The following is a 20,988-nucleotide window of genomic DNA, read 5'->3' on the forward strand; positions in this document are numbered from 1 at the left end:
AGTGGTCATGAAGACACTGAAGCCAAAAGCTTCAAACCGCGTAGCGATAAATACAGTTGGTGAGTACAACGAATCAGCCGTATTTTCATAAACGCAGTCGCAGTGATTACGGTTTCGCGCAGCGAATAAGTGGTCATGAAGACACTGAAGCCAAAAGCTTCAAACCGCGTAGCGATAAATACAGTTGGTGAGTGCAACGAATCAGCCGTATTTTCATAAACGCAGTCGCAGTGATTACGGTTTCGCGCAGCGAAGAAGTGGTCACGAAGACACATAAAATGGGTTTAAATACCTAATAAGAAAAAAGCTGACCAGTGAGTCAAGAACGATTAAAGCCTTAAGGGGCTACTTGCTGGAGTATATAAATAAAATACAGGAGGGCTTTATGCCTAAAATGAAAACCAAAAAGGGCGCTCAAAAGCGCTTCAGAAAAACGGCCAGTGGCTTCAAAAGAAAGCATGCTTTCAGAAGTCATATCTTGACCAAGATGAGTACGAAACGTAAACGTAATTTACGTGGCACCAGCCTGGTGCATGAAGCTGATGAAGCATCAGTGAAAAGACTACTACCTTACGCTTAATTAAAGGAGAAACATCATGGCAAGAGTTAAACGAGGCGTCACAGCACGCAAAAGACATAAAAAGATCCTTAAATTAGCAAAGGGTTACTACAATGCACGTCGTAAAATTTACCGCGTTGCAAAACAAGCAGTCATTAAAGCTGGTCAATATGCTTACCGTGACCGCAGAACCAGAAAAAGAAACTTCCGCGCATTGTGGATCACACGTATCAATGCGGGTGCTCGTAACAATGGCTTGAGCTACTCACGATTTATCAACGGTTTGAAAAAAGCTGATATCTCTTTAGATCGTAAAGTTCTGGCTGATATGGCTGTACACGACAAGGCAGGTTTTGCTGCTGTTGTTGAACAAGCCAAAGCCGCATTGTCATAGTAAACTGTCCCTACCAGGGATATTGACAATCAATAGATTAAGAAGAGGAATCAGTGGTATAGCTGATTCCTTTTTTTATTGCCTGTTGATAAATAAATACAATACAACAACATAATTAACAACCAACAGAGAATTAAAGTGAGTGATTTGAAACAAATCTTAGCAGATGGATTGCAGCAAATTGAATCAGCAGCGACCGTACAAGGATTGGATGACGTCAGGGTGCAGTTTTTAGGCCAAAAAGGCACGGTAACCGTCCAGTTGAAACAACTGGGTCAATTGGCACCTGAGGACAGGAAATCGGCAGGCGCTGAGATCAACCAAATCAAACAGCAATTGTTCACAGCAATCCAAGCGAAAAAAACCACTTTGATGCAAGTTGAGTTGAATCAAAAGCTCATGGCAGAAGCCGTTGATGTGACTTTGCCAGGTAGGTCTGGTGCCAAGGGTGGGGTTCACCCAGTAAGTCGTACCATGCAACGCATCATAGATTTGTTTTCTCAAGTCGGCTTTGATGTGGTGACGGGGCCAGAAATTGAAGATGATTTTCATAACTTTGAAGCTTTGAATTTTCCTGCGCACCATCCTGCGCGCGCCATGCACGACACCTTTTATTTCCCTGACGGTCATTTGTTAAGGACCCACACATCGCCAGTACAAATCCGGGCCATGAAAACCATGAAGCCGCCGATTAAAATCATTGCACCAGGTAAAGTTTATCGCAGTGATTCCGACCAAACACACACACCAATGTTTCATCAGGTTGAAGGTTTGGTGATTGGTGAAAATGTGACCTTTGCATCATTGAAAGGCGTGTTGAATCAATTTGTTAATGCCTTTTTTGAAGATGATTTGCAAATCAGATTAAGGCCATCCTATTTTCCTTTCACTGAACCTTCTGCGGAAGTGGATGTGGAGTGGAAGAAAGAAGATGGTTCTATCGATTGGCTTGAAGTGCTTGGATGTGGCATGGTGCATCCCAATGTCTTGCGATCAGGTGGCATAGACCCTGAAAAATACACTGGCTTTGCCTTTGGATTGGGTGTGGAGCGTTTCGCTATGTTGCGTTATGGCGTACAAGACTTGAGAAACTTTTTTGAAAATGACATGGCATTTTTACGCCAATTCCAATAAATAGGAACAGAAACAATGAAGATAAGTGAGAATTGGTTAAAAGAATGGGTGGCAACAGATGCGTCGACTGAACAGTTGATGTCTGAATTGACCATGCTTGGTTTGGAAGTCGATGGTGTAGAACCTGCTGGCGGTGAATTTTCTGGTGTGGTTGTGGCTGAAATTGTTTCTTGTGAGAAACACCCAGACGCTGATAAGTTAAAAGTCTGTCAGGTCAATGCCGGTAATGAAACCTTGCAAATTGTTTGTGGTGCGCCGAATGCGCGTGTCGGTTTAAAAACAGCTTTGTCGAAAATTGGTGCGGTGTTACCTGGTGATTTTAAAATTAAAAAATCAAAGTTACGCGGTGTCGAATCAAAAGGGATGTTGTGTTCGGAGGTTGAACTGGGTATCAGTCAGGAATCGGATGGCATCATTGAATTGGCTGATGACGCCCCCGTTGGTGTTGATGTCAGTGAATATTTGGCATTGAATGACCAGATCATTGATATTGATCTGACGCCCAACCGTGCAGATTGTTTTTGTATGCGCGGGGTAGCCAGAGATTTGGCTACATTGGGTAACTTAAAAGTTAACTTTCCTACAATAAGCGAACAAAAAGTGACCATTGATGATCAAATCAATGTGTCGATGGAAGCGCCAAAACAATGCCCTAAATATGGTACCAGAGTCATTAAAGGGATTGATAACAGTCAGTCATCACCCACATGGATGAAAGAAAAGCTCAGACGTTCTGGTATTCGGTCGATACACCCTGTAGTCGATGTGACCAATTATGTGATGCTTGAATTGGGTCAGCCCATGCATGCCTTTGATTTGGCTAAAATTGATGGCGATATTGTGGTCAGAATGGCTCAAGACAAAGAATCATTGGTGTTGCTTGATGGCAGCACAGCCGAATTGAATCCAGAGTTCTTACTGATTGCTGACCAAACCAAAGCGTTGGCAGTGGCTGGGGTCATTGGTGGTCAAGACAGTGGTGTTGGCAGTGAAACCCAGGACATCGTGCTGGAATCAGCCTATTTTGATCCAGCTACCATCATGGGCAAGTCAAGAAAGTTGGGTGTGCATACAGAATCAGGCATGCGTTTTGAGCGTGGTGTTGATTGGGGTTTACAGGCTGATGCCTTACAACGTGCCACTGAATTGATTCTGCAAATATGTGGCGGCTCTGTGGCCCCCATTAATATGACTGAACTGACTGGTGAATTACCTAAACAACATCAGATTGCTTTGACAGAAGATAAATTGCAGCGTGTTTTGGGGTTTGTTGTCGAGGCCGATCGTGTGACTCAAATTTTCAATTCATTGGGACTGACTGCGACCTACCAAAACAACAGTTGGCAAGTGGTTTCTCCTTCGTGGCGTTTTGACATGGAGATTGCAGAAGATTTAATCGAAGAGGTTGTCAGGGTGGTTGGTTATGATCAGATGCCATCTCATCGGCTTCATTCTACAGATGCCATCAGGGTGATTCCTGAAGCCATCAAACGCACCCATGTAATTAAATCACAATTGAGTGACTTGGCCTACCAAGAAGTGATCAACTATTCTTTCGTGGCGGAAAAACAATTGGCGGATTTAAAATTAGCCGACCATGCCATTGCGTTGGCCAATCCATTGAATAAAGACATGGCTGTGATGCGTACGCATTTATTGCCAGGACTGCTGGCCAACATCAAATCAAACCTGGCCAGGCAAGAGCAAGATTTAGCACTGTTTGAAATGGGCAAAGTATTTACTGCTGACAATGAAATTGTGCAAACCGATGAGTTGTTACTGGCAAAGACTGGTTTGCAGTCTCCTGAGCAGTGGAGCGCCAACAGTGCTAAAGTGGATTTTTATGACATCAAAGGTGATGTGGAAGTTTTACTTTCTTCGGCCTCGGAAACCATTGATTTTACAGCTGCTGATTATCCTTTTTTACACCCAGGTAGACAGGCTGAAGTTAAGCTCGCAGGAAAAACCGTGGGTTATTTGGGTCAGGTTCACCCGTCCATCTGTCAACAACTGAAAATAAAGCAAGATGTGTATGTGGCTAATTTGAATGTAAATGCCATACAAAACATTACTTTACCGCAATGGCAATCCATTTCAAAATTCCCCAAAGTAAGACGTGATTTGTCAATTGTATTGAAAGATGAAGTGACTTGGGATCAAGTATCACAGGCGATTAACGACTGTTTGGGTGAGAGCCAACAGTTGTTGAATAGCTTGAGGTTGTTCGATGTATATAAGGGAGATAACATTGAAAAAGGATACAAAAGTCTCGCCATGGCTATGATTTTTCAGGAAAAAAATCGAACTTTAGAAGATAAAGATGTGGACAAACTGGTGTCAAAAGCGGTATCCTTTTTGGCAGAACAATTTAACGCAGAAGTAAGAACATGACAGAAACAGTCACAAAAACTGACTTAGCAGAAATATTATATATGGAAGTTGGGCTTAACAAGCGTGAGGCCAGTGAGTTTGTCAGTGTGTTTTTTGAAACCATAAAAGCACAGTTGTTAGATGGCCATGGTGTTAAGTTGTCTGGATTTGGTAATTTTGAATTACGTGATAAGAAATCAAGACCTGGTAGAAACCCAAAAACACTGGAAGAAATACCCATTTCAGCCAGAAGGGTGGTTGCATTTAAGCCGGGACAAAAATTGAGGAATACGATAGAGACATATGCTGGATCAAGGCCACAATAAGACCCTGCCTCCCATCCCCGCGAAAAGATATTTCACCATTGGTGAAGTGTCCACCTTGTGTGATGTTAAGCAACATGTGTTGCGATATTGGGAAAATGAATTTGACAATTTAAACCCAGTCAAAAGACGAGGCAATCGCAGGTATTATCAACGCAACGATGTGATGATGATTAGGCAGATTCGCAGTTTATTGTATGATCATGGTTACACCATTTCAGGTGCCAGACAAAAGCTCAATGGTAAAGTCTCAGAAAAAGAAGCCAGTAAGTCATATCAAGTGATTCAACAAACCCGCATTGAATTGGAAGAAATCCTGGATTTATTGAAGTAAGCACGGTTCAACAAGCTGCCAATTTAATTACCTGTTTTAGCCCTTTAAATTACCAATCTTTGTGATAGAATACGCACGTTATTTCGGAACGTGGCGCAGCTTGGTAGCGCACTACAATGGGGTTGTAGGGGTCGGAGGTTCGAATCCTCTCGTTCCGACCAATAACATTTTGATGGTATTTTTGCTGTCATTTGAATCCTATTCAAACCTTCCTTGTACACCTTTAGCCTAATTAATATTTCAATATCTGACCATGATTGATATAATCGCGCCAGCTATGAACCTTGGGCATTGTATTCAATGCATTTTAATCCTGGGTTTTTTCAAACCATCAATTGGAGACATCAATGAAACAACCAGTTAGAGTCGTTGTTACTGGCGCAGCAGGACAAATCGGATACCAACTTTTATTCAGAATTGCAGCGGGTAATATGCTCGGTCCTGACCAACCTGTGATTTTGCATTTACTTGAAATTCCACCTGCCATGAACGCCGTGCAAGGTGTGGTGATGGAATTGGAAGATTGTGCCTTTCCATTGTTACATGGTGTGGTTGCTACCGATGATGCGAATGTTGCCTTCAAAGATGCCAATTACGCTTTATTGGTGGGTGCAATGCCACGTGGCCCTGGGATGGAACGCAGTGATTTATTGCAAGCCAATGCCAAAATTTTCTCTGTGCAAGGAAAAGCGATGAATGATCATGCAGCCAAGGACATTAAAGTCTTGGTGGTTGGAAATCCTGCCAATACCAATGCCTTGATAGCTCAGCAAAATGCACCTGACATCGATCCTGGTCAGTTTACTGCCATGACTCGGCTAGACCACAACCGTGCCTTGGCTCAATTGTCCGGAAAATTCAATGTACAAACCAATGACCTGACTCGCATGACCATCTGGGGTAACCATTCATCAACCCAGTATCCTGATGTTTCACAAGTTCAAGTGAACGGTTGTGACTTAACGAATGTTGATCAAACTTGGTATGTTGACGAGTTTATTCCTACTGTACAACAACGCGGTGCAGCAATCATCAAAGCCAGAGGCGCATCCAGCGCGGCTTCAGCGGCATCGTCAGCAATTGACCACATGCGAAACTGGGCTTTGGGCACAGCAGCGGGTGACTGGGTCTCTATGGCGATTCCAAGTGATGGCAGTTATGGTGTAGCACCAGGGATTATCTTTTCATACCCAGTCACTTGTGCCAATGGTCAATACAGCATTGTGCAAGATTTGCCAGTGAGTGAATTCTCACAAAGTCGCATCGATGCCACTGAAGCTGAATTACGTGAAGAACGTTCAGCGGTAGAACATTTGTTCTGATTGATTTATATCAAAGATGTTCAACAAAAAACCGCCGGCTTGCTGGCGGTTTTTTTATGCGATATGCATTGAAACATGGTGTGTGTAACATTTATGATATATTGGTGTAATGGGTGGAAGTAATTAAATGAATCAAATGAAAGCAATCATCGATGAGGAAATGAAGTTGATTAATCAACTGATGAACTCGATGGTTTTGGTTTGGATGTTTCTTTCTACTTTTGCACTTATTTTTACTTTACTACGAACAGAACTGACTGGTTGGGGTGGCAAGGAAAATATGTTAATCCTCATCTACATTGCAATCATGTTGGTTGCGGTGTTCCGTAACAGGTTGTCGCCCTATATCAAAGTTTTTTTGTTTATTGCATCACAGGTTTTAGTGGCTATATTGGGGGTGCTTGAATTTGGTTTTATGGCACCGGCTATTTTGTTTTTACCCATGACTGTCATGCTTTTGGCTTGTTTTTACAAGCAAGCCGTCATACTGTTTTTTGCTGGCTTGGTTTTGGTGTTTATTTCATGGGCTGCTTATGCTTTTCACAATGGCTATTTGTCTTTGTCACCTGATGCCAATGTCATATTCATGAATGTTGAACATTGGGTTGTCTATATCATTTGTTTGGCCAACCTGCTGCTTTTTTTACCGATTTCAATCTATAAATACCGAAACAACATGAATCAATTGTTGTTTGAAGTGATGGAACAAAAAAAAGAAATTGAACACTTGGCCAACCATGATTTTTTAACCGGCTTGCCGTTGATTAAATTGTGCATGAGTCAATTCGATGCTTTTTTGGCCAGTGATTATCAAAATAACAAACACTTGGCGATGTTGTTTCTGGATATTGATAAGTTCAAGTTGGTGCTTGATCAATACGGACATGATGCAGGAGACATTTGTTTGATCCATGTGGCCAATAAGTTGAGTAAAGAGGTGAGGTCAGCGGGATTTGCCTGTCGCTTAGGTGGTGATGAGTTTATGGTGCTGTTAAACACCTTTAAGTCAAAAGATGAATTGATTGATAAGGCTGAGCGCATTGTTTCTGAAGTTTCTAGTACCTTTAAATTCAGAGGAAAACACCTGTCTGTTGGGGTGAGTGTTGGTATCGCTTTGTTTGGCGAACACGGAAAAAAATTCCATGATTTAAAACGGGCTGCTGATCGAGCCATGTATCAAGCCAAGTCTTCAAACAACAATTCTATTTGCTTTGCTGAACCTGAAGCAAATTAATGGGATGGTTTTGCTCAATAGCAGATAAATCCGTATAATTCACATTTTTTACGAGATTTGTCCCATGATCAGCGCCAACATCCCACAAACTCCAGCAGTTAAAAATGAACCCATCAGTGAATTCCGACCAGGCAGTGCTGAAACCCTGTCCTTACAAAGTACCATGGACCACATGGCTGCTCAACAAGCGGACATACCCTGTTTCATCGGTGGCCAAGAAGTCAGAACCGGACAAGTTGAAAATGTAGTCATGCCACATGATCACAGTCATGTCTTGGGTCAGGCGCATGTGGGTGGCCATCAAGAGTTGAATCAGGCAGCAGACGCAGCCATCAAAGCCCAAAAAGATTGGGCGGCCTTGCCATGGCAATCTCGCGCCGCAGTGTTTTTAAAGGCAGCAGATTTGTTGGCAGGCCCTTACCGCAACATCATCAATGCAGCCACCATGCATGGGCAATCGAAAAACTGTTTTCAAGCTGAAATTGATGCAGCTTGTGAGTTGATTGATTTTTTGCGGTTCAATGCCTATTTTTACCAACAAATCATGGAACAACAACCGGTTTCATCTCCCGGTGTTTGGAATCAATTGGACTGGCGTCCGTTGGAAGGATTTGTGATGGCCATTACACCGTTTAATTTTACGGCAATTGCTGGTAATTTACCGGCCACCCCTGCGATGTTGGGGAATGTGGTGGTTTGGAAGCCTTCGGGCACACAAATGTTGTCTGCTTATATCATCATGCAGGTGTTTAAAGAGGCAGGCTTGCCTGATGGTGTGATTAATATGGTGGCTGCAGACGGACCAGTGGCTGGTGCTGCTTTGTTACCCAGACCTGATTTGGCGGGTGTTCACTTCACTGGGTCGACACCTACATTCCAACATATTTTTGCTGAAGTGGGTGGAAACATAGGTCGTTATCACTCTTACCCGAGGTTGGTTGGTGAAACTGGTGGTAAAGATTTTGTCTTTGCCCATGAGTCTGCCAATCCGATTGCGGTGGCCACTGCATTGGCTCGTGGGGCTTTTGAGTACCAGGGACAAAAGTGTTCAGCCGCTTCTCGTGCATACATTCCATCAGCCATCTGGCCAGAAGTTAAGGCCCAATTGGTTGAAGACGTCAAATCATTCAAGATGGGAAGTACCCGTGATTTCGGTAATTTCATCAATGCAGTCATTGATGAACGCTCTTTTGACAAAATAAAATCATATGTGGATTTTGCCTCAAATGCTGCCGATGCTGAAATTGTTGTTGGTGGGGTTTGCGATAAATCTGAAGGTTATTTTGTAGAACCCACAGTCATCGTAACCAGTAATCCGCAATTTAAAACCATGCAAGAAGAAATATTTGGTCCGGTATTAACCATTTATGTCTATGCTGAAGCAGACTTTGAGGATACCTTGGAATTGTGTGACCAAGGATCAATCTATGCTTTGACCGGTGCTATTTTTGCGCAAGATCGATTCATGATTAATCACATGGCAGATCGTTTAAGGAATGCAGCGGGTAATTTTTATATCAATGATAAACCAACTGGAGCTGTGGTGGGTCAACAGCCGTTTGGCGGTGGACGTGCTTCAGGAACCAACGACAAAGCAGGCAGTGCTTTGAATTTATACCGTTGGTTGTCACCAAGAACCATCAAGGAAACTTTCGTTACACCAACTGATTATCGTTATCCGTTTTTAGGCTAATTGAATGGATCATGTCACCAAAGGCCGCCTCTGCGGCCTTTGGTGCTTGTGGGTTTTGATGTCAAAGATGACAATAAAACAAATTGATGACAATGCTGTCACTAAGCTGTCATAATATTTACTTATCATGGCGACTTTAACAGACAATTCTTCCGAAATGAATAACAACATATTGATTGTTGAAGACGACATGGCCATACGTGAAATGATGGCTTTTTCATTGCGCAGGGAAGGCTTTGCAACATTCAAAGCCGCTTCAGGACATGAAGCATTAGAACAGTTGAACCAAGTCAATCCTGATTTAATCGTTATTGATTGGGGGTTGCCTGATATGAGCGGTATTGAATTGATAGACATGATTCGCCGCGATGATGTGATCAAAGATGTGCCGATCATCATGTTAACTGCCAGGGCCGAGGAGGCCGATAAGGTCAAGGGGCTGGAACGAGGGGCTGATGATTACCTGACTAAACCGGCTTCCATGCTCGAACTTATGGCCAGAATCAGGGCGCATTTACGTCGATCCAAAGGCTTCGAATTAATTCAGAGTTTGGAATTTCAAGGTATTGTTATGAATTCGGATGCCCATGAAGTGAAAATTGATGGGGTGGCTATCAATTTGAGTTTGACTGAATTTAAGTTGTTGAAATTGTTTCTACAAAATCCCAATAAACTATTGGCCAGAGAACATATTTTGAATCATATTTGGGGTCGCAACACTTTTGTTGAAGACCGCACTGTAGATGTTCATGTGCTGCGCTTACGTAAGGCGTTAAAAACCCACAACAAGGACCAATGGATACAAACGGTCAGGGGTGTTGGTTATAAATTAGCCAGTTAGCTTGTTATGAGGATAGGGATTAAAAAAGCCACTGGATTAAAGTGGCTTTTTTATTTGAGTTGGATTCAGTTAAATGCAATCGATTCAATGTCAGCCCAACGAATCCATTGGTGTTGGTCGCTTGTTTTAACCATCACACCGTTGTTGTCTCGAGAAACACTGCGGTTACCATAAGCAAATATTTTTGTATCATCATGCAGCGTTAATTCCACCCCTGAATCGTTGACTCGAGTGAGTTTCTTGATGTTTTTGAATGGGATATGCCGATTTGACTCATCGACATCAGAATCTAACATTTCAAAAGGACTTTGTTGGTTCAGGTCAAAGGCCATGGTTTCAGCAACGACAGTCGATTCATCCTTCAGTGTGATCAGTCCTTTAAGTGGTGATTGGATGGCTTGATAGTCATCGAAATCCATCCATTCAACATCCACTTCTTGAATGGTTAATTTTTGAAATTGAGCCCATCTGATTTCAATTCTGCCATGGTTGGGATTGTCCAGCCAAATGCCCCGGTTACCATTGTCAACGTCATTGGTGTCTCCTAACATCAAAACCGTACCATCCAGCAATTCCACCTTCGATTTATTGCCTTTGCGTTCGATGCTTCTGATCTCAGAAAACTTGAGGTTATATTCTTGGCCATTTTCATGCCCATCCAGTTTTTCGCTGACCATGCGCTCATCCTTGTCCCACATCACTCGGCCTTTTAAAGTACCCAAGTCGGAAGTGATGGTGCCGTATATGGCTTGATCAAACCTTTTGGCATCATCAGGTGCTTTAGAAAATTCTATGGAAGACAATTCATCCAAGTCATATTCGATGGTGTCGCCTTCTGGGGTTAAAAAATAAACCTCATCGGATAAGTCATTGGTGTCATTGTGTGATTTTATGACGGTGCCATCATGTAAAGTGGCTTGATATAAATCCTTGCTTTCATCAATCGTAAGTTTGGCGATTGAACCAAAGGGCAGGTTGAAATAAGGTCGCTTAATTTCTTTACCAAAAAATGACTTGAAGGTGACCTGTAAACCGCCAATTCTTGCTTGAGGACCGGGTTGATGGTCTTCTAGGGCTTCTTTTTCATCGTCAGTCAAATGTTCGACACCTATGGTCGCTATTTTGTTGCCATTATAGACATCGCTCAGAAAAGCTTCTTGGTCGCCCCAGCGAATGGTGCCGGTGACTTGCTTCCCATTGGTTTCGGTAGCAGTACCATAGATGACTGGCTCGGGGTTGGCAGCCCATATTGAAAAGGCAGTTGAGAGTAGGCCCAGTTGGATTAATTTTTTCATGTTGTATTTACTTGTTAACTTTAATGATTATGTCAGACTCTTGCTTGAATTACATGTAACAAAAGTCCTGATTGAGGGTGATTAGGGCGATTGGTTTATCTGTTGCCATTTTTTGTCCCGATGTTTGTACAGTAGATAGCTGCTGGGGCCAAGCAAGGCATAAGTAAATCCAGTCAGCGGCAGCCATTGATCTGATACCAGCATGGGGAAAATGAATGCCAAAGCACAGACGGTCATCATATTCAATCGCATCATGATTTCTGTGCGGGTATGGAACATTTCATAGTCAGACAGTTTTAATTCCTTTTGACGGTTCAAAGCATGCTTATACAGCGCCAAAAAGATCAGCGAGATAAGAAAAAAACCAGCAGCAAAATATAAGAACAATATCCTCAACTCATCATAGTTACTTAAATTATACTGGCTGGGTAAATAGCCATCAGTGAGCCAGGCAAATAAACCCTGAAACATCATTTTCAAGGGATAAATGAATATCAACATGACTACCAACAAACTGCTGGATAAGAACACAGTCTTGCCATCTTCTAGGCCAAATTGCTTGCTCCAGGTGGCGTGAGAATGCCAAACAAAAACCAGTTGCGCCACACTCAAAACAAATCCAGGTATGTATTTTGATATTTCTATCAGTTCGGGCACGCTTCGTGGAATTTGGTCAATTGAAATGACCAGCATGGTCACCGCAAAAGCAAAGGCGGCATCGACAAACACCTCAATTCGAGTCATGTTCATGCCGCGCTGGCGAAAACCTTTTTCTGTTGGACAATCGGCCAGGAACTCGTCTTTCAATGCTTGCATGTTATTAATTGTAGCCTAAACCAAAGTTGATTTGGGTCCATAATCTGCTTAATCTTTTGCCAGAACTGATTTTAAGAATGCACCCGTATGGCTTTTTTTCACCTTAACCAAATCCTCGGGTGTGCCAGTGGCAATGATTTCACCGCCACCATTGCCGCCTTCAGGGCCTAAGTCTATGACCCAGTCGGCGGTCTTAATGACATCCAAGTTGTGTTCTATCACCATGATGGTGTTGCCATTGTCGCGCAGTCGATGCAAAACTTTCAATAATTGTTTGATGTCAGCAAAATGCAAGCCAGTGGTGGGTTCATCCAATATATAAACGGTTTTGCCCGTGTCACGTTTCGATAATTCTTTGGCCAGTTTAACTCGCTGGGCTTCACCGCCAGACAGGGTGGTGGCATTTTGTCCCAAAGTGATGTAGCTCAAGCCCACATCCAACAATGTTTGCAATTTGGTCGCAATGGTGGGAATCGCAGAAAAGAATGGCAGGGCATCTTCAACGGTCATGTTCAGTACTTGATATATATTTTTGCCTTTATATTGAACATCAAGGGTTTCCCTGTTGTACCTTTTGCCTTTACAGGTGTCGCAAGTTACATATACATCTGGTAAGAAGTGCATTTCAACTTTAAGCAATCCATCGCCCTGACAGGCTTCACAGCGGCCGCCTTTTACATTGAAACTGAACCGCCCAGGTTTATAACCTCGGGTTCTGGCTTCTGGGGTGTTGGAAAACAGGTCTCTGATGGGGCCAAATAATTGTGTATAAGTGGCAGGATTGGATCTGGGTGTTCGTCCAATGGGTTTTTGATCAATGTCGACCACTTTGTCAAACAAGTCTATGTTTTCAAAGCGTTCGTATTTCTGCGCTTGGTGAGAAGCTCGGTTCAAATGATTGGCCAGCACTTTGTAGACGGTTTCATTGATTAGGGTGGATTTGCCTGAACCAGATACCCCGGTGATACAAGTTAATAATCCGGTGGGAATTTCTATGTCGACCTTTTTGAGGTTATTGCCGCTGGCCCCGTACAGTTTAAACATTTTGTCTTTATCGACCGGCAAACGTTTTTTCGGGATGTCAATTTTCAGTTTGCCTGTGAGGTATTGTCCGGTGATGGAGTTGGGGTTATTACAGATTTGTTCGGGGGTGCCTTGAGCCACAATATTGCCACCATGTACACCTGCACCAGGTCCAATGTCGACCACAAAATCTGCCATCCTGACAGCATCTTCATCGTGTTCTACCACGATAACGGTGTTGCCTAAGTTTTTTAAATTAACCAAGGTTTTCAATAATTTTTCATTGTCTCTTTGGTGTAACCCAATCGATGGCTCATCCAATACATACATCACCCCAACCAAACCGGCTCCAATTTGTGAAGCCAACCGAATCCTTTGTGCTTCACCACCTGACAAGGAATCGGCTTTGCGATCGACTGTTAAGTAGTTCAAACCCACATTGACCAGGAAACTCAATCGTTCTTTGATTTCCTTGATGATTTTTTCAGCAATTTGCGCCTTTTGTCCAGTTAATTTAATCTCTTCAAAATGTTTCAATGCACCGGCAATTGACAAAGCGTTGATCTTCGGCAAGGGCACATCATTAATGAATACATTGCGTGCACTGCGGTTCAGTCTTTGGCCTTCACAAGACGGGCAGGCCTTTTTGCTGATGTATTTATTCAGTTCTTCACGCACCATGGATGATTCTGTTTCTTGGTAGCGTCGCTTCATGTTATTCGCAATGCCTTCAAAAGGATGGTTGCGTTCGTACTGGCCTTTGTCGCTGTAATAGGTGAATTTGATGTTTTTATCACCGCTGCCGAAAAACAACACATCTTGAATTTTTTGTGGCAAGTCTTCTAATGGTGTATTGACGTCAAAATCATAGTTTTTGGCCACCGCTTGTAACAATTGAAAATACCAGCCATTGCGTTTATCCCAACCACGGACCGCGCCGTCAGCCATTGATAAAGACTTATTCAATATAATGCGTTCTGGATCAAAAAATTGACTCACACCCAAACCATCACATTCAGAACAAGCCCCATTGGGTGAATTGAATGAAAACAACCTGGGTTCGAGTTCACTGAGGGAGTAATTACAAACCGAACAGGAAAACAATGAACTGAACAACATCTCTATGGGTTCTTCATCCTTGGCTTCATCAAATGAAACCACCATGGCCAAGCCTTCAGAAAGCGACAGCGCCGTTTCAAAAGATTCCGCCAAGCGCTGGGTGATGCCTGCTTTGACTTTGAAACGATCAACCACAGCTTCAATGTGGTGTTTTTGTTTGGGATTCAATTGTGGTAAGTCGTCAATGTTGTACATGGCGCCATCAATGCGCACCCTGACAAAACCACTGCCACGAAGTTGTTCTAACAACAGAACATGTTCACCTTTCCGATTGCGTACCACCGGCGCCAACAACATGAGTTTGCGTCCTTCATCCAGGGCCAGGACTTTGTCCACCATCTCAGACACTTCTTGTGCTTCCAATGAAATACCGTGATCCGGACACCGAGGGGTGCCTATCCTGGCATACAGTAATCGCAGGTAATCATAGATCTCTGTGATGGTGCCGACGGTAGACCGGGGGTTGTGAGAAGTGGATTTTTGTTCAATTGATATCGCAGGAGATAAACCTTCGATGTGGTCTAAATCGGGTTTGTCCATCATCGATAAAAATTGACGGGCGTATGCCGATAAGGACTCCACATAACGACGTTGTCCTTCGGCATAAATGGTGTCGAAAGCCAGTGAGGATTTGCCCGAACCCGATAAGCCGGTGATCACAATGAATTTATCACGGGGTAGGTCGATATCTATGTTTTTTAGGTTGTGCGTTCTGACGCCGCGTAGCGAGATTGTTTTCATGTTGGTCAAGAGTCAATCAAACCCATCATTTTAACTAAAATAGGTGAACGGCATGTGGGTAAATTAAATATATTTGTATTCAGTGCCCCATGTATTGATTGACAAGCCATGAACGGATAATATGTATGGGTTATAATCATTCATTTGGACTGAAATATGAGTCGAAAATCATTGGTACTGTTTGCTTTGGCCTTATTTGCTTTGGCGCTATATGCGGCAGGCTTTAAAACCGGCACTTTTGTTTTGTTTGCTGCGGCAGTGGTGGTTGAATCGTGGTTTTGGTTTAAATTTTTAAAAAGCAGACAGTCAAAAAAATCTAAAATGGATTGATCCATCTATTCACAGCTTAAGATCAATCAGAATAAGTGCTGAATCAAGGGTTATTAATTAATTTATGTTGGTAAAAATAGCGGTTCCAGTTTTCAGGTGCAAAGAAGATGAAAATATCTTTTTTTCGCGCTTATATGACCTGTCTGGCTTTGACCAAATCATCAGCAAAGGAGGGCAATTGTACTTAACCCTGGTCGATGTGGATGAGCAAGAAACGGAGGCAGAAATTCAAGAAATATGTGCTGCTTGGGGCGCCGTGTTTGAAGTTTTAAAATACTGATTGATTAAATCCATCTTCTGATTCATGGTTTGGCTTTATGACATTGATTGAGACCTTCAAAAAATTGGTTGATGAGTTTTGTCCCATCCTTTTTAATGTTGATCAGTTCAAGCCCACTGAGGTACTCAAACAAAAGGCCTTTTAAAAAACAATGTAAGGTTAAAGTCAGTATTTGAGGATCGGTCTTTGGGTTCAGTTGTTTCCTTTGTATGGCCCTTTCAAAATATTGTTCAAATAATTTCAAACTGTTTAACTTTTTGTCTTGGTGGGTTTTTTTGAATTGAGCCAAATGTCCAGAATAGTCACATTCAAAGAACAGTTTCATGATTCGTGTTTTGGTCTTATTTTCATCTAAGTTGTTTAATAGCTTGATACAAAGCAGCTTTAATTGACTGATGGGTTCTTCGGTGTCATGTTCCAAATCTTCTAGTATCAATTGAATAAAAGGTTCGTGCAACAAGCCGTGTAAGGCGTCGAAAATTTCAGGTTTGTTTTTGAAGTGCCAGTAGATGGCACCGCGTGTCACTGCAGCTCGTTTGGCTATTTCATCCAAGGAGGTGTTGAAATACCCCTGTTCTGAAAAACAGTCCAATGCCCCAGTCAAAATTTTCTCTTTGGTTTTTTGTGCTTCTTCTTTGGTCTTTCTCATATTGACAAGTTTAACAGAAGTCAGATTGATTGACAACATACATCCATGTATGTATAATTAAATTTTTTAACTATAACTGCGTTTAAAGCAGTTTGTAAAAGCAAAATCACATGAATTGTTGACTCTTAATATCTGAATTAACAAGACAGACAAGTCGTTCACCCATTACACAATGAGAATTAGAAAATGAAAAACAAGATTGTCCTATTGATCATCATTACATTGTTGGCCATTGCTGGATATTGGATTTATAGCCATTATTTCAATGTGACCCAATCACCACAAAATGGATCGGCAACAATCATGAAGGTCAATGTGACTGCTGTAGAAGTCCATCCTGAAGATGTCACCATGAAAATAGTGCTGCCTGGCAGAACAGCGGCTTATAAACAGTCTCAAGTGAGGCCACAAGTCAGTGGAATCATTAAACAGCGCATGTTTAAAGAAGGGTCACTGGTTGAAAAAGGGCAGCAATTGTATCAGCTGGATGGTGCCCGTTATGAAGCCAATTTGCGCAGTGCCAAAGCCAATTTACAAAGTGCCAAAGCCAACTTCAAAGCCATCAAGGCCAGGTACAATCGGATTTTGTTGTTGATTGAGAAAAAAGCCGTCAGCCAACAAGATTTGGATGATGTTGAAGCGCAACTCGATCAAGCCAATGCAGCCATTTCAGTGGCTGAAGCCAATGTGGCATTGGAACAAATAAATGTGGATTATAGTCACGTTTATGCACCCATTTCTGGACGCATTGGTAAATCAAATTTAACCGTTGGTGCATTGGTTACGGCTGGTCAAGCAGACAGTTTAGCTACCATCACTCAATTGGATCCTATCTATGTTGACATGCAAGTGGCCGGTACAGAATCCGTGTGGGTACAGCAACAAATCAGTTCTGGTGCAGCAATCGAAGTGGCATTAAAGGGACAAGGGTATGAGGCATTCACCGGCGTTTTAGAATTTTCAGATGTCACAGTCAACGAAACCACGGGTTCAGTAGGACTTCGTGCGCTGATGGATAACAGCGAAGGTGGTTTATTGCCAGGTTTGTTTGTTAATGCAGAGATTAACCTGGGACAACAAAAGCATATATTGGTGCCACAAAGGGCCACTACACGAAACCCGTCTGGAGAACTTGTTGTCTGGTTGGTCGGGCCTGACAACCTGGCCAAGCCACAGGTCATTCAAGTCAATAAGGCACAAGGAAATTCTTGGATAGTGACTGCCGGCTTGAAGGCTGGTGATCGGGTCGTGGTTGAAGGTTATCAAAAATTACAGCCTGGTTCTGAAGTTATCGTGTCAAACTGGGACCATGAGTCTGTTTCAAATACCAAGGATCTCAGGGGATAATTTATGGCCAAGTTTTTTATAGAAAGACCTGTATTTGCCTGGGTGATTGCCATCATTATTATGTTGGCAGGCATCTTAGCGATTCGTACTTTGCCGGTTGAACAGTACCCCAAGATAGCGCCACCGACCGTGTCAATTACAGCGGCTTATCCTGGGGCATCGGCTGAAACTGTAGAAAATGCAGTCACACAGGTGATAGAACAGCGTTTGACCGGCATTGATCAATTGCGTTATTACAATTCAAGCAGTCAAGACGGTTCTATGAGTATCAACATTACATTTGAACCAGGTGTTGATCCAGACATTGCACAGGTGCAAACTCAAAACAAAGTACAGGGTGCCGTCAGCTTGTTGCCCCAGGAAGTACAAGCCCAAGGGGTCACTGTCACCAAGTCAAACGATACGTTCTTGTTGGTGGTTGGTATTTACAGTGAAGATGGCAGTGTTTCTCAAGGGGATTTGGGTGATATATTGGCATCGAATTTCAGAGACCCTTTGTCCAGAATCAATGGCATCGGTAGTGTCACTGTCTTTGGTTCACAACATGCCATGCGCATTTGGTTGGATCCAGCCAAATTGTTCAGTTACAACATGACTCCAGTTGATGTGCAAAACGCCATCAGACAACAAAATACCGATATTTCTGCCGGTCAACTGGGTGCCTTGCCTGCGGTTAAAGGACAACAAATCAATGCCACAGTGACGGCTCAATCTAGGTTACAAACAGCTGAAGACTTTCAGAACATCATCCTGCGTGTCAATACGGATGGTGGCCAAGTGAGGCTAAGTGATGTGGCCAGGGTTGAATTGGGATCAGAGTCCTATGGCACCATTGCCAGGTACAAACGTCAACCCGCCACGGGATTGGCCGTTTCTTTGGCCACCGGTGCCAATGCCCTGGATACAGCCAATGAAGTGAAAGCCAAGGTGGCCGAGTTGTCAAAATTCTTACCTGAAAATGTCAAAGTCATTTATCCATTTGACAGCACACCCTTTATTGAGTTATCAATCAATTCGGTGGTACAAACATTGATCGAGGCGGTGGTTTTGGTGTTTTTTGTGATGCTGTTGTTTTTACAAAATTTACGCGCCACATTGATTCCAACCATTGCTGTTCCTGTGGTATTGTTGGGTACTTTTGCCATCCTTTCAGCATTTGGTTTTTCAATCAACGTATTGACCATGTTTGCCATGGTGTTGGCAATTGGCTTGTTGGTGGATGATGCCATTGTGGTGGTGGAAAACGTAGAGCGGGTGATGAGCGAAGAAGGATTGTCACCCAAAGAAGCCACCAAAAAGTCAATGGAACAGATTACTGGCGCATTGGTCGGTATTGCGGTGGTGTTGTCGGCGGTTTTCATTCCAATGGCATTTTTTGCCGGCTCAGCCGGTTCCATTTATCGTCAGTTTTCCATCACCATCGTATCTGCCATGGGCTTATCTGTTCTGGTGGCTTTGGTGTTATCCCCATCATTATGCGCGACCTTCTTGAAACAAAGTCATGATGAACATCGCAGGAAATCCACGGGATTTTTTGGTTGGTTCAACCGCCACTTCAATGCCTTGAGAGCTGGTTATGAAAAAACCATCTCCTACATGGCCAGACGCATCCTGCGTTTCATGTTGCTTTATGGTTTGTTGTTGGCTGTCGTGGCTTATGTGTTTATCAGTTTGCCCAAATCCTTTTTACCCGATGAAGACCAAGGCACGATGTTCGTGATGGTCAATGCACCAGCAGGAGCAACGGCTGAGCGAACCTTGGAGTCGGTGAAACAAGTTGAAGACTATATGCTGGAACAGCAGGGTGACAATGTCGAGCATTTGTTTACCATTGTTGGTTTCAGTTTCAGTGGCGCTGCACAAAATGCCGCCCTTGGCTTTGTGCGCTTGAAAGATTGGTCATTGCGACCAGATGACAACCAAAGTGTGTTTGCCATTGCTGGTCAGGCATACGGTGCTTTTACTCAAATAAAAGACGCCAGTGCTTTTGCTTTTTTTCCACCACCCATTCAAGAGCTTGGTAATGCTTCTGGTTTTGATTTTCAATTGGTAGACAAGGCCGGCTTGGGCCATGAAGCTTTGATGAATGCGCGCAATCAGTTTCTTGGGGCCGCAGCACAAAACTCTCAACTTGTAGGGGTTAGACCCAATGGCTTAAATGATGTACCACAATTCAAAATCAACATAGACAATGAAAAAGCTTCGTCGATGGGTTTGTCATTAAGCGACATCAATGGCACCTTACAAATTGCTTGGGGTTCTCGCTATGTCAATGACTTCTTGGACAAAGGAAAAATCAAAAAAGTATTCCTTCAGTCTGATGCGCCGCATCGAATGAAACCAGAAGACTTGTCTTTGTGGTACGTAAAAAACAACCAAGGTGAGATGGTGGCTTTTAATCGCTTTGCTGAGACTGAGTGGGTTTATGGTTCACCTAAATTAGAGCGCTTTAATGGCGAGTCATCGGTCAATGTGCAAGGTTCAGCAGCACCAGGGGTCAGTACCGGTGAAGCCATGGATGCGGTCCAAGGCTTGGTTGATCAATTGCCTGAAGGCATCGAGCTGGCCTGGTCAGGTCTGTCTTACGAAGAAAAACAAAGTGGTTCACAAGCGCCGGCATTGTATGCCTTGTCTGTGTTGATTGTCTTTTTGAGTTTAGCGGCTTTGTATGAAAGTTGGGCGGTGCCAATTGCAGTTATTTTGGCGGTGCCCTTGGGCATTTTAGGTGCGGTGATAGCCAGTCGTATGTTTGGTTTGTCCAATGATGTGTATTTTCAAGTGGCGCTGTTAACCACCGTTGGCTTGGCATCGAAGAACGCCATTTTGATTGTCGAATTTGCCAAAGAATTGAAAGACCAAGGTGTCGAATTGTTGGAAGCGGTGGCGACAGCAGCCAAGCAGCGATTCAGACCCATCATCATGACATCACTGGCCTTTATCTTGGGGGTTACACCTTTGGCACTGTCCAGTGGCGCAGGTGCCGCCAGTCAAAATGCCATAGGCATCGCAGTGATGGGTGGCATGATTGCATCAACAGTGCTGGCTATTTTGTTTGTTCCCATGTTTTATGTGTTGGTTCAAAAAGTATTCAGAAAACAAAAAGATTAATTACCCACAAGTTTGACCTTTTTGGCGCCCGTTTCATGCGAATGATTCGGGCGTTTTTGTCAGGAAAGAATTCATT

18 protein-coding genes and 1 tRNA gene are annotated in these 20,988 nt (G+C 43.1%); 15 read left to right on the forward strand and 4 right to left on the reverse strand.

From position 1 onward, the window contains the following. Positions 1 to 385 precede the first annotated feature (385 nt). The 11 genes from rpmI to CCS90_RS13055 all read left to right on the forward strand — a co-directional run bounded on the left by rpmI (position 386) and on the right by CCS90_RS13055 (position 10,204). Positions 386 to 580, forward strand: a complete 195-nt coding sequence (gene rpmI, locus CCS90_RS13005) for a 50S ribosomal protein L35 (RefSeq protein ID WP_099020007.1) — start codon at positions 386 to 388, stop codon at positions 578 to 580. Between the two features lie 16 nt (positions 581 to 596). Continuing rightward, positions 597 to 953 (forward strand): 50S ribosomal protein L20, encoded by a 357-nt coding sequence (gene rplT / locus CCS90_RS13010; protein ID WP_099020008.1) that lies wholly within the window; start codon positions 597 to 599, stop codon positions 951 to 953. Positions 954 to 1,091: 138 nt separating this feature from the next. Continuing rightward, the gene (gene pheS / locus CCS90_RS13015; protein ID WP_099020009.1) at positions 1,092 to 2,087 is read left to right on the forward strand and encodes a phenylalanine--tRNA ligase subunit alpha; all 996 of its coding nucleotides are present in this window, start codon (positions 1,092 to 1,094) and stop codon (positions 2,085 to 2,087) included. Between the two features lie 15 nt (positions 2,088 to 2,102). Further along, entirely contained in the window at positions 2,103 to 4,478 is a 2,376-nt protein-coding gene (gene pheT, locus CCS90_RS13020) for a phenylalanine--tRNA ligase subunit beta (RefSeq protein ID WP_099020010.1), read from the forward strand. Beyond that, a complete protein-coding gene (locus tag CCS90_RS13025; protein WP_099020011.1) occupies positions 4,475 to 4,783 on the forward strand; it encodes an integration host factor subunit alpha in 309 nt (102 codons plus the stop codon). Before pheT ends, CCS90_RS13025 begins: the two co-directional genes overlap by 4 nt. Continuing rightward, positions 4,761 to 5,114, forward strand: a complete 354-nt coding sequence (locus CCS90_RS13030; RefSeq protein WP_099020012.1) for a MerR family transcriptional regulator — start codon at positions 4,761 to 4,763, stop codon at positions 5,112 to 5,114. Before CCS90_RS13025 ends, CCS90_RS13030 begins: the two co-directional genes overlap by 23 nt. Before the next feature lie 84 nt (positions 5,115 to 5,198). Next, positions 5,199 to 5,275, forward strand: a tRNA-Pro gene (locus tag CCS90_RS13035). A 186-nt stretch (positions 5,276 to 5,461) separates the two neighbouring features. After that, a complete protein-coding gene (locus CCS90_RS13040; protein ID WP_099020013.1) occupies positions 5,462 to 6,436 on the forward strand; it encodes a malate dehydrogenase in 975 nt (324 codons plus the stop codon). Positions 6,437 to 6,563: 127 nt separating this feature from the next. After that, positions 6,564 to 7,670 (forward strand): GGDEF domain-containing protein, encoded by a 1,107-nt coding sequence (locus CCS90_RS13045; RefSeq protein WP_099020014.1) that lies wholly within the window; start codon positions 6,564 to 6,566, stop codon positions 7,668 to 7,670. A gap of 64 nt (positions 7,671 to 7,734) precedes the next feature. Further along, on the forward strand, positions 7,735 to 9,363 hold the full coding sequence (gene pruA / locus CCS90_RS13050) for an L-glutamate gamma-semialdehyde dehydrogenase (protein WP_099020015.1): 1,629 nt from the start codon (positions 7,735 to 7,737) through the stop codon (positions 9,361 to 9,363). Positions 9,364 to 9,490: 127 nt separating this feature from the next. Further along, complete coding sequence (locus tag CCS90_RS13055) at positions 9,491 to 10,204, forward strand: response regulator (RefSeq protein ID WP_218961666.1); 714 nt, start codon at positions 9,491 to 9,493, stop codon at positions 10,202 to 10,204. Positions 10,205 to 10,269: 65 nt separating this feature from the next. Here the strand turns inward: CCS90_RS13055 and CCS90_RS13060 are convergent, their stop codons facing one another. From CCS90_RS13060 to uvrA, 3 genes are all read right to left on the reverse strand, one after another. Then, positions 10,270 to 11,499, reverse strand: a complete 1,230-nt coding sequence (locus CCS90_RS13060) for a hypothetical protein (RefSeq protein WP_099020016.1) — start codon at positions 11,497 to 11,499, stop codon at positions 10,270 to 10,272. 81 nt (positions 11,500 to 11,580) lie between these two features. Next, on the reverse strand, positions 11,581 to 12,315 hold the full coding sequence (locus CCS90_RS13065; protein ID WP_099020017.1) for a TMEM175 family protein: 735 nt from the start codon (positions 12,313 to 12,315) through the stop codon (positions 11,581 to 11,583). A 48-nt stretch (positions 12,316 to 12,363) separates the two neighbouring features. After that, the gene (gene uvrA, locus CCS90_RS13070; protein ID WP_099020018.1) at positions 12,364 to 15,198 is read right to left on the reverse strand and encodes an excinuclease ABC subunit UvrA; all 2,835 of its coding nucleotides are present in this window, start codon (positions 15,196 to 15,198) and stop codon (positions 12,364 to 12,366) included. Positions 15,199 to 15,354: 156 nt separating this feature from the next. Here uvrA and CCS90_RS14965 point away from each other — a divergent pair, with 156 nt between their 5' ends. Together CCS90_RS14965 and CCS90_RS13075 are read left to right on the forward strand one after the other, a co-directional pair. Continuing rightward, positions 15,355 to 15,528: a hypothetical protein gene (locus CCS90_RS14965; RefSeq protein ID WP_162846914.1), complete on the forward strand. Its 174-nt coding sequence runs from the start codon at positions 15,355 to 15,357 to the stop codon at positions 15,526 to 15,528. 64 nt (positions 15,529 to 15,592) lie between these two features. Continuing rightward, positions 15,593 to 15,808, forward strand: a complete 216-nt coding sequence (locus tag CCS90_RS13075) for a hypothetical protein (RefSeq protein WP_099020019.1) — start codon at positions 15,593 to 15,595, stop codon at positions 15,806 to 15,808. Between the two features lie 22 nt (positions 15,809 to 15,830). Here CCS90_RS13075 and CCS90_RS13080 read toward each other — a convergent pair whose 3' ends face one another. Then, positions 15,831 to 16,457: a TetR family transcriptional regulator gene (locus CCS90_RS13080; protein WP_162846913.1), complete on the reverse strand. Its 627-nt coding sequence runs from the start codon at positions 16,455 to 16,457 to the stop codon at positions 15,831 to 15,833. 186 nt (positions 16,458 to 16,643) lie between these two features. On the opposite strand from CCS90_RS13080, the gene CCS90_RS13085 reads away from it, so the two are divergent. Continuing rightward, positions 16,644 to 17,804, forward strand: coding sequence for an efflux RND transporter periplasmic adaptor subunit (locus CCS90_RS13085; protein ID WP_099020021.1), 1,161 nt, complete (start codon positions 16,644 to 16,646; stop codon positions 17,802 to 17,804). A 3-nt stretch (positions 17,805 to 17,807) separates the two neighbouring features. Further along, entirely contained in the window at positions 17,808 to 20,912 is a 3,105-nt protein-coding gene (locus CCS90_RS13090) for an efflux RND transporter permease subunit (protein WP_099020022.1), read from the forward strand. Positions 20,913 to 20,988 lie beyond the last annotated feature (76 nt).

This window comes from Marinicella litoralis (genome assembly GCF_002591915.1).
In the GTDB taxonomy this organism is placed as follows: domain Bacteria; phylum Pseudomonadota; class Gammaproteobacteria; order Xanthomonadales; family Marinicellaceae; genus Marinicella; species Marinicella litoralis.